The sequence below is a fragment of the Streptomyces sp. NPDC047061 genome (assembly GCF_040643955.1).
GTDB lineage: Bacteria > Actinomycetota > Actinomycetes > Streptomycetales > Streptomycetaceae > Streptomyces.
This window is the reverse complement of sequence record NZ_JBEYVI010000085.1, coordinates 1-14,083: the sequence shown is the minus strand read 5'-3', so window position 1 is coordinate 14,083 and position 14,083 is coordinate 1. Positions and strand designations below refer to the sequence as shown.

At 69.2% G+C, this 14,083-nt stretch carries 12 protein-coding genes; 8 read left to right on the top strand and 4 right to left on the bottom strand.

Translation table 11 applies throughout. From position 1 onward, the window contains the following. Positions 1-352: 352 nt before the first annotated feature. The gene (gene hemE / locus ABZ887_RS49920; protein ID WP_361306175.1) at positions 353-1,468 is read right to left on the bottom strand and encodes a uroporphyrinogen decarboxylase; all 1,116 of its coding nucleotides are present in this window, start codon (positions 1,466-1,468) and stop codon (positions 353-355) included. A gap of 274 nt (positions 1,469-1,742) precedes the next feature. On the opposite strand from hemE, the gene ABZ887_RS49915 reads away from it, so the two are divergent. Then, complete coding sequence (locus ABZ887_RS49915) at positions 1,743-3,242, top strand: aldehyde dehydrogenase (RefSeq protein ID WP_361306173.1); 1,500 nt, start codon at positions 1,743-1,745, stop codon at positions 3,240-3,242. Positions 3,243-3,545: 303 nt separating this feature from the next. Then, complete coding sequence (locus ABZ887_RS49910; RefSeq protein ID WP_361306171.1) at positions 3,546-3,893, top strand: hypothetical protein; 348 nt, start codon at positions 3,546-3,548, stop codon at positions 3,891-3,893. 49 nt (positions 3,894-3,942) lie between these two features. Here the strand turns inward: ABZ887_RS49910 and ABZ887_RS49905 are convergent, their stop codons facing one another. Further along, the gene (locus ABZ887_RS49905) at positions 3,943-4,230 is read right to left on the bottom strand and encodes a hypothetical protein (protein WP_361306169.1); all 288 of its coding nucleotides are present in this window, start codon (positions 4,228-4,230) and stop codon (positions 3,943-3,945) included. A 79-nt stretch (positions 4,231-4,309) separates the two neighbouring features. On the opposite strand from ABZ887_RS49905, the gene ABZ887_RS49900 reads away from it, so the two are divergent. Continuing rightward, on the top strand, positions 4,310-4,597 hold the full coding sequence (locus ABZ887_RS49900) for a cytochrome P450 (RefSeq protein ID WP_361306179.1): 288 nt from the start codon (positions 4,310-4,312) through the stop codon (positions 4,595-4,597). Between the two features lie 71 nt (positions 4,598-4,668). On the opposite strand, the gene ABZ887_RS49895 is transcribed toward ABZ887_RS49900, so the two are convergent. Continuing rightward, a complete protein-coding gene (locus tag ABZ887_RS49895) occupies positions 4,669-6,147 on the bottom strand; it encodes an FUSC family protein (protein ID WP_361306177.1) in 1,479 nt (492 codons plus the stop codon). Positions 6,148-6,263: 116 nt separating this feature from the next. Here ABZ887_RS49895 and ABZ887_RS49890 point away from each other — a divergent pair, with 116 nt between their 5' ends. The 3 genes from ABZ887_RS49890 to ABZ887_RS49880 all read left to right on the top strand — a co-directional run bounded on the left by ABZ887_RS49890 (position 6,264) and on the right by ABZ887_RS49880 (position 10,062). Beyond that, positions 6,264-6,812 carry a MarR family transcriptional regulator gene (locus ABZ887_RS49890; protein WP_361306167.1) on the top strand — a complete coding sequence of 183 codons (549 nt, stop codon included), beginning with the start codon at positions 6,264-6,266 and terminating at the stop codon, positions 6,810-6,812. Positions 6,813-7,566: 754 nt separating this feature from the next. Beyond that, positions 7,567-9,246 carry a BTAD domain-containing putative transcriptional regulator gene (locus ABZ887_RS49885; protein ID WP_361306165.1) on the top strand — a complete coding sequence of 560 codons (1,680 nt, stop codon included), beginning with the start codon at positions 7,567-7,569 and terminating at the stop codon, positions 9,244-9,246. A 48-nt stretch (positions 9,247-9,294) separates the two neighbouring features. After that, positions 9,295-10,062 carry an alpha/beta fold hydrolase gene (locus tag ABZ887_RS49880; protein ID WP_361306163.1) on the top strand — a complete coding sequence of 256 codons (768 nt, stop codon included), beginning with the start codon at positions 9,295-9,297 and terminating at the stop codon, positions 10,060-10,062. A gap of 195 nt (positions 10,063-10,257) precedes the next feature. On the opposite strand, the gene ABZ887_RS49875 is transcribed toward ABZ887_RS49880, so the two are convergent. Beyond that, positions 10,258-11,046 carry an alpha/beta fold hydrolase gene (locus ABZ887_RS49875; protein ID WP_361306161.1) on the bottom strand — a complete coding sequence of 263 codons (789 nt, stop codon included), beginning with the start codon at positions 11,044-11,046 and terminating at the stop codon, positions 10,258-10,260. 601 nt (positions 11,047-11,647) lie between these two features. Here ABZ887_RS49875 and ABZ887_RS49870 point away from each other — a divergent pair. Both ABZ887_RS49870 and ABZ887_RS49865 read left to right on the top strand, forming a co-directional pair. Continuing rightward, positions 11,648-13,588, top strand: a complete 1,941-nt coding sequence (locus ABZ887_RS49870; protein WP_361306159.1) for a KR domain-containing protein — start codon at positions 11,648-11,650, stop codon at positions 13,586-13,588. Between the two features lie 24 nt (positions 13,589-13,612). Continuing rightward, positions 13,613-14,083 (top strand): beta-ketoacyl synthase N-terminal-like domain-containing protein (locus ABZ887_RS49865; RefSeq protein ID WP_361306157.1); only part of this gene is annotated, 471 nt, incomplete at its 3' end.

Below are 14,083 nucleotides of genomic sequence, written 5' to 3'. Positions count from 1 at the left end.
TGGGCTCCCACCTGGCCCGCATGGAACTGCGCGTCGCACTGGAGGTCTGGCTCGAGCGGATCCCCGAGTTCACCCTCCAGGACCCGTCCACGGTGGTCTGGGGCGGGCGCAACGCCCGAGGACCACTGTGTCTTCCGCTTCGGATCAGCTGACGGTCTCAGCAGACGCCGGTCCGGCCACCGCGGGCGGAACCCGCCTACAGAACCCGCCTGCAGAACCTTCCTGTGGAGCCCTCCTACGGAATGCGCCTACGCCTCACCACCACGAACTCCCGTGCCGCGGCCGCCCCTTGATGTCGCTGCCCACCCCGGCCCGCACGGTGCGGGGTGGGCAGCGGGGTTTCCGGTCGGTCTTACGCCGTGGGGGTTTTCCAGGCGTGGACCTGCTCGACGACGGCGGTGACGTGGTCGATGGGGGTGGTCTTGGCGATGCCGTGTCCGAGGTTGAAGATGAACGGTCCGCCGCTCAGGCCGCGTAGGATGCGCTCCGTTTGGGTGTGGAGTGCGGGGCCGCCGGCGACCAGGAGTTGGGGGTCGAGGTTGCCCTGTACACAGCGGCCCAGTTCGCGTTGGATTTTCCGTGCGGCCCATTCGAGGGGGACTGTGGAGTCCAGGCCGACGCAGTCCGCGCCGGTCGCCTGGGCGAAGCCGTCGTAGGAGAGTCCGGCGCCTCGGGGGAAGGCGATGACGGGAACGTCGGGGTACTGCGCTTTCAGTGCGCTGATGATGGTGGCGACCGGTTTGACGCACCAGCGGTCGAAAAGGATGTCGGGAAGTACCCCGGCCCAGCTGTCGAACAACTGGACCGCTTCCGCGCCAGCTTCGATCTGGCGGCTGAGAAATTGGATGATGGCGTTCGTGAGCAGGTCCATCAGGGGCTGGAATCCGTCGGGGTCGCTCATCGCCCACTGTTTGACGATGGAGTGCTCCGACGCGGCGCCGCCGCGTCCTTCGACCATGTAGGTGGCGATGGTCCAGGGTGCGCCGGCGTAGCCGATCAGGGCCGTCTCGGTGGGGAGGGCGTGGGACAGCTGCCGGACGGTTTCGTAGATCGGGGCGAGTTCCTCGTGGAGGCGGGAGGTGCTGAGGAATTCGGTGATGTCCGCGGTCGAGCGGACGGGCGGGGTCAACACCGGTCCCTCGCCGACCCGGTAGTCCAGGGCCTGGCCCAGTGCGGCGGCGACCTGCGGAAGGTCGGAGAACACGATGGCGGCGTCGAGGGGGAAGCGGCGCAGCGGCTGGAGGGTGACCTCGACGGCGTGCTCGGGTGTGGTGCACAGCCCCACCATGCCGCCAGCGGCCTCGCGGACCTGGTGGTACTCGGGCAGGTAGCGTCCGGCCTGCCGCATCAGCCAGATCGGCGGCCGTTCGGTCCGCTCTCCCGCGAGTGCGCGCAGGAGAAGTTTCCTGGGCTGGATATTGCCGGACCCCGGCTTCGGACTGATTTTTTCCCGGATGCCGATGTCCACGCTGTTCCATTCTGTTGAACTGTCCCGGGTCTTGATGGGACCCAAGTAGCGACAGTGGACCCTGTCAATGGGGGACCCGGTCAGCGTAGCAGAGCCCTCTTGGGTGGCCCGGCGGGCCACTGATTGCCAGTCAGGAGCCCGAGCGGGCAGAGCCCACGGAATGAAAGTCCCAGTTACCCCGCAGTGGCGGATCGTAGGAGGAGCGTCATTTACGCGTCCGTCCGGCGCAGGCGAGCATGAGCGCGACGGAGGCGGCGATCGGGAGGGTGACCGGATGAGCCTGGCTGGACTCGCGGAGGCGCCGATCGGTCGGACGGACCGCTTCTTCATCGGCGGTCAGTGGGTGGTTCCGTCGTCCGGCGCCACGATCGACGTGGTCGACTCCGCGACCGAGGAGGTCTACTTCAGAGTCGCGCAGGCGCAGGCCGCCGACATGTCCAGGGCTGTGGCGGCGGCGCGGGAGGCCTTCGACGAAGGCCCCTGGCCGCGGCTGACGCCGGCCGAGCGGGCCGGGTACCTTCGGGCGATCGGTGCGGAACTCAGGCTCCGCGGCGAGGACATCGCCGAGATCTGGCCGCGCGAGTCCGGGGTCCTGTATACCTTCGCCGAGCATTCCGGCACGGGAGCGGAGGCCACCTTCAAGCGGTACGCCGCATTGGCCGGCACGTTCCCGTTCGAGGAGCCGGTCAAGCCGACGGCCGGCGGACAATTCGGCATGATCGTCCGTGAGCCGGCCGGTGTGGTCGGTGCGATCATCCCGTGGAACGCCCCGATGGGGATGATCAGCAACAAGGTCGGCCCCGCGCTTCTCGCCGGGTGCACGGTGGTCCTGAAGTCGGCGCCCGAGGCGCCGGGCGAGGGCTACCTTGTCGCCGAGGCCGCCGCGGCGGCCGGGCTGCCGCCCGGCGTGCTCAACGTCGTCACCGCGGACCGTGAGGTGTCCGAGCTGCTGGTGCGCGACCCGCGGGTGGACAAGATCACGTTCACTGGGTCGACGGCGGCGGGACGGCGTATCGCCTCGATCTGCGGCGAGCGCGTGGCCCGCTGCACGCTGGAGCTCGGCGGCAAGTCCGCCGCCGTGATCCTCGACGACATGGACCTTGAGACGGCTGCGCGCAGCCTCGCCCAGGCCGAATGCCTCCTCACCGGCCAGGTCTGCGCGTCGCTGACCCGGATCGTGGTCAGCCGCTTGCGGCACGACGGACTGGTCGATGCCCTCGCCGACGTGTTCTCCCGGGTGCGCGTGGGGGACCCGTTCGACCCGCGCTCACAGATGGGGCCGCTGGCGGCCAGCCGGCAGCGGGACCGGGTCGAGGGGTACATCGCCAAGGGCGTCGCGGAAGGGGCCACGCTGGCCAGCGGCGGCGGTCGCCCGAAGGGCCTGACCCGGGGCTGGTACGTCGAGCCCACCGTGTTCGGCAACGTCGACAACCGGTCGGTCATCGCCCAGGAAGAGATCTTCGGCCCCGTGCTGTCCGTCATCCCCGCGGCCGACGAGCAGGACGCGGTCCGGATCGCCAACGACACCATCTACGGCCTCAACGCGGCGGTGTTCACCAACGACGTCAACCGGGCCCGCGAGGTCGCCGGGCAGCTGCGCTCCGGCACCGTCGGCCAGAACGCGCTGCGCAGTGACCTCGGCATCGCGTTCGGCGGGTTCAAGCAGTCCGGCATCGGCCGGGAAGGAGGACGCGAGGGACTGCTGCCCTACCTCGAGACCAAGACCGTGATCCTCGAAGGCCGGCCGGCCGGGTACGAGGACGCTGTCCTCTGACGGAGCGTGCTCTGACGGTGCGTCCGCTCACCGGCCCTTACGCGGCCACCGCATGCCCTGGGCCGCGCCGCATGTCGTCCGGCCCTTGCCCGCCACGTTGATCGACACCTCACTGACCATCCGGCTCACCCGTGAGCCCGCACAGCCGACGGGGACACACTGATCACTGACCTTGAGGTCCGCCCGGAGGAGCCGCAGGCCCCCGCCGCTCTCTACGGCCTCGGTGACCCGTACCCGGAATACGCGAAGTCGATCGTCCGGCCACACGAGAAGCTGTTCGTCTTCAGCCGCTAGGAGGACTGCGTGGCGGTCCTCGGCAAACCGGACTTCGGCCACACGCCGAGGGAGGCCAGCCCGCTGTGCACCCTGTGGCGGGGCACCGGCCGGCCGGCATCCGTCGCCCCGGCCAACGCCGGTGGCGCCGATGACGATACGGCCGTGGTCACCGCCCAGGACAACGCCGGCAACATGCTCCCGCTGAACCCGCCCAACCACACGAGACTGCGCCGCCTGGTGTCTCGCGCCCTCACCCCGGCGAGCGTCCAGGCCCTGATGCCGCGCATCGAGGCGATCACCAACGAGCTGGTGCGCGACCTCACCCGAGCTTCGACGTCATCGACGACCTCGCGCTCCCGCTGCCGGTCCGGGTAATCAGTGAGCTGCTCAGCATCCCGGGGGCCGACCAGCCGATGGCGGTGACCTAGTCCGAGCAGCTGTCCCGGAGCATCGACCTCAGCTTCCTCATCTCGCCCGAATCCCGCGTCACGATGCGCGCGGTCCATGACAGCTTCCACGAGTACCTCGGGCGCTTGTCCCCAAGCGGCACCGGGAACCGGGCGACGACAACGTCTCGGCCCTCGTTCACGTCCATGACGAGGGCGGCGCCCTGACCGAGCACGAGATCATCACCTGCCGGCTGCTGCTCATCGCCGGCTACGAGACCACCCGCGGCCTCATCGGCGGGTGCGTCCTCGCCCTGCTCAACCACCCCGCCCAGCTCGCCGCTCTACAGGCCGACCCGGAACTGGTCGAGAGGTGCGTCGAAGAGGCCCTCCGCTACGCCCCCCATCCGGCTCCTGGTCCATTCCGCGCTGGAGGACACAACAGTGGGCACCATCACGCTCCCGGCTGGCGCGCGTGCCCTCATGTTCGTCGGCGCGGCCAACCGCGACGAGGCACTCGGCGATGACCCGGAAGTCTTCGACATCACCCGCGACACCCGCCGGCATCTGTCGTTCGGCCACGGGATCCACTTCTGCCTGGGCGCCCCACTGGGACGCGTTGAGGCCGCCATCGCCCTCCGCCACCTGCTGCCCCTCCTCGCCGAGTCCCGGATGACCGAGCCGCCGGTGTAGAAGCCCCACAGCGTCCTGCGCAGTCTTGAGCACCTCCTCCGGCCGACCACGTCGCGCTGACGGCGGGTCAGTCAGGCGGCGGAGACGGGCGGCTGTAGGGCTTCGCCGCTGCTGGCCACCTCGGGCGGCCGGCGCCTGGTGAGTGACGGGAGCGCGGCGGCTAACCGCCGGAGCGCGGCGTCGAGGTCGGCCAGCGGTGCCGTCGGAGCGGGTTCCGGCAGCTGGGGCAGGGGGCTCGCCGGGGCCGACACCGCGCGGCGCAGCAGCCCGACGGTCTCGGCGGTGGAACGCTCGCACGGGCCGGGCTCGCTCGCGGCCAGGGCGTGCACCGGGCGGCGGGCCGCGAGCAGCGCCTCGCCGACGTCGGCCGGCGTGATCGGGTGCGCCGTGCCCAGCCTCCGGGCGGCCGTCCGGTATAGCCGGTGCGAACGCGTGCTGGCGTTCAGGTTGGCGGCCGCGGCGTCGAACGCGGCGAGCGCCTTGACGGTGGAGGCCCCGTCGCGGCGGGCATCGAGCACCGAGCCGAGTGCGCCGAGGGTCGCGTCCAGCCGGGCGCGCAGCGCGTCGCTCGTCCGCACCGGGACGAGGAACCAGCCCACGACCACCGCCAGCACGGCCCCCAGGACCAGCGCCTGCAGGCGGACGAGCAGGAGGGGTTGGGGGGACTGGCCGGAGTACCCGTAGAGCAGGGACATCGCCGTCGTGATGCCTGCGGCGTAGCAGGCGTAGTTGTAGGCGCGCAGGGTCGATGCCACGGCCAGCACCAGGAAGATCAGTACGATGCTGGTGGTGCCGTGGGGTTCGGCCACCGCGGCGATCAGGGCCGCGACGAGCGTGCCCGCCATCGCGCCCAGTCCACGCTCGAGGCCCTTGAGGGCCAGGTCGCCGCGGCCGACCGGGCCGAGGCCGACGACCATCGCGCTGATCACGCACCACTGCCAGTGTTCGCCATATATCAAATGCCCGAGTGAGAACGCGGCGGTTAGCGCCACCGCCATCTGCAAGGCCATCCGGGTGCGGGGCGGCAGGCCGGTGCGCTGCGCCGACCGCTTGGCAGGGGCCTGCCCCGGCGGCGAACCCGGAAGGCCAGTCAGCTTCTCCGCGATTCGGCGCACGACGCGGACCCACACGAAGGCACTGAACCCCACCAGCGCCATCCATCCGCAGACCGGCCACCACGTGATGTGCCCCGTGCCGGATCCGGCGGACAGCAGGGCGGCGATCAGGGCCAGCGGAACCAGCGCCCCCAGCCGGGTGACCGCCGCTCCGAACCGCCTGGTCCAGATCGAACCCGCCATCAGCACCACGAACACCGCCCCGCCGATCACGGGGTGTCCGGCCATCTGTGAACCGAGCCAGACGCTCGCCCCCGCCAGGACCGAGAGCGCGGCGGCCGCCATGACCTTCTCTGGGACCGGCTCACCGCCAGGGCGGCGCGATACCGCGAACGCGAAGATCACGGCCGGCAATGCGAGCACCGCCGCCGGGTACCCCGCGGCGAGGCGCGCGACCTCCACCGCCGTGAAGAAGGAGCCCAGCACGGCGACCATTGCCACCGCCGAATAATACACTTTAATTAACATTCCCATCCTCTGCATGGCCGAGTTTACGCAGATTGCCGGGAGATCTCCACTGCTAATGCTACATAATTGTTTAGTATAAGTCGGTGGATACCGACGACTGCGCCCAAGCCCTGCTCCAGGGCTTGCTACGACTGGGCTCCCGCCTGCGCCATGAGCGCCCGCCCGGTGCCCTGACCGTGAACAAGATCATCGTGCTGGACCACCTGCGTCGGAACGGGCCCTGCACCCCCAGCGCCGTGGCCCTCGCCGAGCACCAGCAACTCCAAGCCCTGACCCGGACTTTCGGCGAGCTGGAGGCGGACGGCTTGATCAGCAGGCAGCGTTCGGAGACCGACCGGCGCGCCTCGATCCTCTCGATCGCCGACGCCGACGCCGACGCCGACGCCGACGCCGACGCCGACGCCGACGCCGACGCCGACGCCGACGCCGACGCCGACGCCGACGCCGACGCCGACGCCCAGGCGCTGTCCGACGATCTCGCGCAGCGGGCCGAACGGCTCGGCGGTGCCCTCGGCACACTCAGCCCGATCGAGCAACAACTGCTCGCCCTGGCCGCCCAGCTGCTCAACCAGGTGGCCGACGCCCCCGTCGCGGCTGGCGCGGACGGGCGGACGGGGACGCGTACCCTCTGACCGGCTTGGCCCAGGGGTAAATGGCGCGAGTTTGACGCTAAGTCAACTGCGGTCGGCTTTGAGTCACCACACCAAAGCTTTACGAATTTTGAGTCGCCATGCCGAAGCTTTACGAATATCGGGTACGGGAAAAACGTGGACAAACCAGATGCTCCAGTCGATATCGCGAATATCCCCCGGCGTGAATCATGTTTCAATCGTTATCTGGGTTTTGTGGCGGGTGCGGAGGGAGAGGTAGGGAGGTGGTGCCCCAGGAGGCGCAAGGGGGATCGGCCTGCACACAAAACCACAATTTTTTCACACTACACTCATGTAACTCAGGGGCGGCGATCGGAGGGCCGCAGGGATGATGACGGGATTGGTGCAGCGGCTGCGGATGATGCTCTCCGCGCAGGTCGCAGCCCATGCGAGTGTCCGGTACGACCGCGACGTCCTCGGACGGTAGTTGGTCGGGCAGGTGAGCGTTGCGCTTCCGAAAAAGGCGATGCACCTACGAGAAAAGGCCGTGGGACCGAGAGGCCTGAGAACCGTATCCAGATTCCCGACTGCGAGCGGCCCGTGAAATATGCGACTCCATCGCAATCCGTTCCCGGGCCACCATCGTTCTCTGGCGCAGTGCCAGATTCGTTCATTTGTGCCGCCAACGGCGTCGGCAAGAACCTCGATAGTCCATGAAGTCCTGTAGCCCATTCAGAGCACTTTGCAGACATGTGCAACTGTGGGCGAACTGTGTCGCGCATTGGGGGAGGCTAAATTGCAATTCAAGATCTTAGGTCCACTGGAAGTGGTTTCCCAGGACAGGGTCGTGCCGCTCGGCGGGATCAAGCAGCGCGCAATGCTGGGCATGCTGCTCCTAAGGGCGAATCGGATCGTCCCGTCGAGCAAACTGCTCGATTCGCTCTGGGACGGCCGCATTCCGCCGACGGCACGGAAGATGCTGCAGAATGCGGCTTCCGCGCTGCGCGGAATGCTGGCCTACGACGACGAAAGCGCTGACCCGCCCCTGCTGCTCACCCACGCACCCGGATACCTGCTGCGCGTCGAACCTAGCAGCATCGACCTGAACCTGTTCACGCAACGCACCGAACGGGGCCGTGCGTACGCCGCCGACGCCGACTGGAAATCCGCGCGCAGAGTGCTCCGCGACGCCCTCGACGTCTGGCGCGGCCCGGTCCTCGCCGACCTGGCCGAGACGTGTACCGCGTGGCCCGAGGCCGCTGCGGTCCAGAATGCGTATTTCGTCGCCGTCGAGGAACTGTTCGATGCCGAACTTGCCTGCGGGCGGCACCGTGAGGTGATTGCGGAACTCGAACTGTTCGCCGCACGAGAGTTGTCCCACGAACGCCTCGTGGCACAGCTGATGCTCGCGATGTACCGGTGCGGACGGCAGTCGGACGCGCTCGACGTCTACCGCCGCGCCCGCGTGTCGCTGATGGAGGCCCATGGACTGGAGCCGAGCCGGGAACTCCAGGAGCTCGAATACCTGATCCTCAATCAGGATGCGCGGCTGGACTGGCACGGCGGTGACACGTCCGCACTCGGCGACAGCGGCATCGTGGGGGTTCCCCGGCCGACCGCCGCCCTGGGCGACACGGCCGTGCTGGCCGTCGCGCCACCCGAGGACGTGCCCGCCGCGCCCTGCCGGCCGGAGCTCGTCTCCACGGGCGGTGCCGAGGTGCCCCTGTCCCAGGGGCAGTTGGCCGCCGTGATGGCCGTCGTCGGAGAGGCAGAGCGCAAGCCCGAAGCGGACGCCGCCGAGACGGCGCTCGCTGTTGGCACGGTGGCCGCGACGGTGGACCGCGAGGTCAGCCGATACGGCGGTGTGGTCATCAGCAGGATGGCGTCTGTGAGCTGGGTCCTGTTCGACGACGCCGGCCATGCCCCCGATCGTGCCGTCCAGGCCGCCCTGGCGATCCATGCCGCGCTTGAGCGGGCCCGGCCCCTACACGACGCCGCCGACGGCGGGGTCCCGCAGACGGCGGTCAGGGTCGCCGTCGTCTCCACCGACGCGATCCACAGCTACCGTCCCGGCGATGGCACCCTGCGCGCCCTCGACAGCGCCGTCGTCGGCCGGTGCCTCCAACTGGCCAGCGCCGCCCCCGCGGGACAGGTGTGGGTCGGTGCGGAGACCAAGCGCGCCACCGAGCTCTGCGTCCGGTACCAGCGGGTCGGCGACGACGCATGGGAGGCGGTCGAACTCCTTCCGGAGCCTCACCGGCCGGACCGGGAGACAATGCTCATCGGAGGCCCCGACAAGATCAAGAAGCTGCGCGGGTTACTCGCGGGCATCACCGGCCAGCAGGCGTCGCCGCTGATCGAGAGAATCAGCCGCCGCGGGGGCGGCATACCGGAGAACGCGGTGGTCGAGGTCACCGTCAGCGTCCTACCCGCGGACGCCGCGCACGGGTGGGCGGCGCTGCCGGAGGGCGCGTGAACCCTCTTGCAGGTTCGGACATCGACCAGGAACACCAGGAGGGACCGCATGGGAATCGACGACGGTTCGGATGACGAGAGCCTGTGGCTCAGGCGGTTCGCGCCTGCCGACCACGCGGAGAACCGCCTGGTCTGCTTCCCGCACGCGGGTGCCTCCGCCCCCTACTTCCTTCCGATGGCGCGGGCGCTGGCCCCGACCGTGGACGTCCTCGCCGTGCAGTATCCCGGACGCCAGGACCGCCGGGCCGAGCCCTGCATCGACGACATCCCCACCCTGGCGGACCACATCGCCCACGCATTGACCGGGTCGCTGGACCGTCCGCTGTCGCTGTTCGGCCACAGCATGGGCGCCGTGCTCGCCTTCGAGGTCGCCCGGCGCCTCCAGCGGGACCACCCGGGCCAGCCCGCGCACCTCTTCGTCTCCGGCCGGCGTGCCCCCACCCGCTACCGCGAGGAAACGCACCACCTGCTCGACGACGAAGGGATCGTCGCGGAGATCCGCTCACGGCGCGGCCCGCAAGCTCGGGCGATGGAGAACCGGGAAGTGGTGGAAATGGTACTGCCGACGCTCCGTGGGGACTACGCGGCCGTGGGGCAGTACCGCTACGTCGCGGGCGACCCACTGCGCTGCCCCGTGACCGCGATCGTCGGGGAGCGGGACCGGGAGGCCAGTGTCGAGGAGGTCAGGGACTGGGAGAAGCAGGCGCCGGAAGGCGGCTTCGATTTCCGGGTCTTCCCCGGCGGGCATTTCTACCTGGTCAAGGAGATCGCCGGGGTCGTGAAGGTGGTGTCCGACCGCCTCGCCCCCGCGACGTAAACCGGCCTGCCTGCGCCGCTGAGCAGCCCGGGTCGGCACCGGGAGTGCCTCTACCGCCTACCGCCTACCGCTGCATGGCGGAGGCGGTAGGGGTGTTGGCCGGCCCGGTGCCGGCACCGGGCCGGGCACCGTGCACCCCGGCCTTCCGGGCACCGTAAGGGACGGTGACCGGTTCGCGCGCCGGTCACCGAACCGTCAAGGACGGACCGCGGTCCCGTGGTCGGAGCCGGCCGTTCGCGCGAAGTGATCCTTCAGCAAGGCGCTGATCGCGTTCACGTGCGCCGTGATGAAGAAGTGCCCGCCCGGGAACATGCGGACAGTGCAGGTATTGGTGGTGTGCCGCTCCCACGCGTGGGCCTCGGGCAACGTCGTCTCCGTGTCGCTGTCGCCGGTCAGGACCGTGATCGGGCAGTCGATGGTCGTCTCCGGGGCGCACCGGTAGGTCTCAGCTGCCTGGTAGTCAGCACGCAAGGACGGCAGGGCGGCCCGCATCAGCTCCTGGTCACCGAGCACACTCGTGACCGTGCCGTTCAGCCGGCGCACCTCGGCGAGGATGCCGTCGTCGTCCCGCAGGTGGACGTCGCTCGCCTCACGATGGGCGGATGGGGCGCGGCGGCCGGACGCGAACAGGTGCGCGACCTCTCCGCCGTCGGCCTCCAGCCGACAGACGGTCTCGAAGGCGATGGTGGCGCCGAGGCTGTGCCCGAAGAACGTGACAGGAAGCGGCGGTTGCCGCAGCAGGAGGTCGTGGATCCGCTCGGCGAACGTGTCCACATCCGTCAACGGCTGCTCCGCGCGGCGCTCCTGACGCCCGGGGTACTGGATGGCGATGACGTCCACATCAGGGCTGAGAGCCGTTGCGACCGGCAAGTAGAACGGTGCCGAGCCGCCGGCGTGCGGGAAGCACACCAGGCGGGCCGTGGCCGTGGGGGACGGGTGGTAGCGGCGGAACCACAGACCATCATCGGCGGGCAAGACGGACATGCCACTCCAAGTGTTAGTACCAGCAGGATGATTCGCGCTGCATATGCGACGTGCCCCCATCGCTCGCCCCTCATGCGCAACCGCCAGGCTGGATGCCGTGGCACTCGGGACACCGGGCCGCGGCTCGTCACACAGGCCGTCCAGGCCGCGCTTGTCACCGGCGATGGCGGAATCCCGGGACCCGGACGACCCATGCCAAACCGACGACGAGGCTCCGACTCAGGTCGCTACCGGGAACTCCGCAGTCCCCCGCCGATGACGGTCTCCGGGCGTCCGCCCACCTGGGTGCGCGCCGCGTGTCCGATTCGGCATCCTGGCGGGATGACAGGTTGCCCCCCGGTGGGCGCCTGGTGGAACGGCGTCATTTCGGGCCGTCCGCCCACGTGGTGAGCTTCCTCCCATGACGGACTGGAAGATCGGCCGGTGAGCCTGCTGCGTGTCTTCGGGGGCGAGTCGCCGCTGCTCGGTCGGGGACGACCGGCTTGCGGTGATCTTCGTGTCCCTGCTGCTGGGTCACCCAGCGCGGGACGGGGCGACTTTCAGCGCTCCTTGACACGCCGATCAGCCGCGCCATCAGCGGGCACCTGAGGGTCGGCAGCCGATGCGGGCCCAGGGCGTGGGTGTGTTTTCCGAGTTGAGTCCGGATGGCGCGTTGTCGGCGATGGCAGATGGGGATGGGGGGACGTGGGTTCCGCTGCTGCGCGGTGGCCAGGACGAGCCCAAGATCGCGCTGCGTGCGGTGGCCGGTGCGTATGCGGCTGGCGCCGATGTGGACTGGGCCGCGGTGACCGCCGACGAGGGTCGGACGGTGAAGGTCGGTTTGCCGATGTCGCCGACCGTTATGCCGTGGCTGGCCGACCATGCGGTTCACGGCACGGTGCTGTTGCCCGGGACGGCGTTCGTGAACCTGGCCGTCCACGCCGGGGATCTGGCCGGGTGTGGTGTGCTGGAGGAGCTGACGCTCCAGGAGCCGCTGGTCCTGCCGGGTCCTGGTGGGGCGCAGGTTCAGGTCCACGTTGGCGATAGCGATGGTGACAGTGGCCGGCGAGCGGTGACGGTCTCCTCTCGTGAGGGGGAGGGTGAGTGGGTTCGGCACGCGGTCGGTGTGCTGGCCCAGGGCATTGACTCCGATGCGGCTGGGTTCGGCTTGCATCCCGCTCTGCTTGATGCCGATCACGGAGCCGGTGGTGTGGGTACGGCTGCGGTGCGGTTGGCCCAGGCGTGGGGCTTGGAGGTCTTCGCGACCGCGAGTGCGGCCAAGCAGGCCGCGTTGCGGGCGATGGGCGTGGCTGACACCCACATCGCCTTGACCCGGGATCTGGCGTTCTGTGAGCGGTTCGTGGCCGTGACCGGAGGCGACGGCATGCAGACCTACCTCGGAGTGGCCTACCGGGACTTCGACCTGATGGACGCGGGTGTGCCGCGGGTCGCGGAGATGCTCGCGGAGTTGGGGGTGGTGTTTGAGGCGGGGACGCTGAAGGCGCCGCCGGTGACGTGTTTCGAGTTGTCGCAGGCGGTGGCGGCACTGCGGCATCTGCAGGCTGCCCGGCATGTGGGCAAGGTCGTGCTGAACGTTCCTGCTTTCTGGGACCGGCAAGGCACGGTCCTGATTACGGGCGTGACGGGGACGTTGGGTGGGGAGTTGGCCCGGCACCTGGTGGACGTGCGTGGCATGCGGCACTTGGTGTTGTTGTCGCGGCGGGGTCCGGCGGCGCCGGGTGTGGCTGGTCTGGTTGCGGGGTTGGCGCAATCGGGTGCGGGTGTGCGGGTGGTGGCTGGTGATGCCGCTGACCGTGGCGCTTTGGCGCCGGTGTTGGCGTGGATCGCGGTCGAGCGTCCGCTGACGGCGGTCGTGCACGCCGCCGGTGTGATCGCGCTGTTCGAGGCCGCCGCCGCGTGGGGTGTGCCGTTGGCGGTTCCCGCCTGCCTGGACCTGACCGCGTTCTCCCGCGGAGGAAGGCTGGTGCACGCGCTGCTGCGGGGTCCGGCCGTTGGCGCTCTCGCCCGTCCGATCGCGGCCGTTGCCGTGGTTGTCGATGGCCTGGCGGCCTGGTTGGTCGCGTTCAGTCCCGCCGAGGCTGAGCAGGAAGTCCTGGAGATCGTCCGGGCAGTTGTCGCCGTCGTTCTGGGCCATGCCAGCCCTGGGGACATCGATCCCCGGCGGGCCTTCCGTGACATGGGCATCGACTCTCTGACCGCGCTGGAACTGCGCAACCGACTCGCGGCCGAGACCGCACTCAGCCTTCCCGTGACCATGGTCTTCGACCACCCGACACCGGCCGAGCTCGCCAGGCACCTGTGGCCGGAGGTCTTTGCGGATGTGGTGGTGAACCGGCTGTCTTCACCCAGCTCATCCAGCTGGAATCGATCTTCTCTGAGGTACCCGCGGACAGCGATATGCGATCCAATATCACGGCGCAGCTGCGGACCGTGCTGTCGAAATGGATGCGCGACCACGAGTCGGCGGCGGAGAACACCGCGGCACAGAAACTTGAGTCGGCCTCGGCTGATGAAGTCTTTGACTTCATTGCTAAAGAGCTAGGAGTTTCCTAATCCAATGACTGAGATGACAGAGTACGAGAAGCTCCTCAGCTACCTGAAGAAGGTAACGGCCGACTCCTACGAGACCAAGGAACGCCTGCGGAAGATAGAGGCACGCGAGCAGGAACCAGTAGCGATCGTCGGTATGGGTTGCCGTTTCCCGGGTGGGGTGGAGGACCCGGAGGGCTTGTGGCAGTTGGTCGCCGGAGGCTCCGATGCGATGTCGGGGTTCCCGGCGAACCGCGGCTGGGACGTGGCCGGCTTGTCGGACCCGGATTCCGGTGACGGAGGTGCGGGTTATGCCCAGGTGGGTGGGTTCCTTGACGGTGCGGGTGGGTTCGATGCGGAGTTTTTCGGGATCAGTCCGCGTGAGGCGTTGGGGATGGATCCCCAGCAGCGGCTGTTGCTGGAGACGTGTTGGGAGGCGTTGGAGGATGCGGGGATTGCCCCGGGTTCTCTGCGGGGCACGGACACGGGGGTGTATGCCGGCATCATC

What these genes read in the sequence shown, in the direction of transcription:
- ABZ887_RS49915 (WP_361306173.1), top strand. Translation starts at nt 1,743, where the DNA reads ATGAGCCTGGCTGGACTCGCGGAGGCGCCGATCGGTCGGACGGACCGC.
- ABZ887_RS49895 (WP_361306177.1), bottom strand. Translation starts at nt 6,147, where the DNA reads ATGGTCGCCGTGCTGGGCTCCTTCTTCACGGCGGTGGAGGTCGCGCGC.
- ABZ887_RS49880 (WP_361306163.1), top strand. Translation starts at nt 9,295, where the DNA reads ATGGGAATCGACGACGGTTCGGATGACGAGAGCCTGTGGCTCAGGCGG.
- ABZ887_RS49875 (WP_361306161.1), bottom strand. Translation starts at nt 11,046, where the DNA reads ATGTCCGTCTTGCCCGCCGATGATGGTCTGTGGTTCCGCCGCTACCAC.
- ABZ887_RS49870 (WP_361306159.1), top strand. Translation starts at nt 11,648, where the DNA reads ATGCGGGCCCAGGGCGTGGGTGTGTTTTCCGAGTTGAGTCCGGATGGC.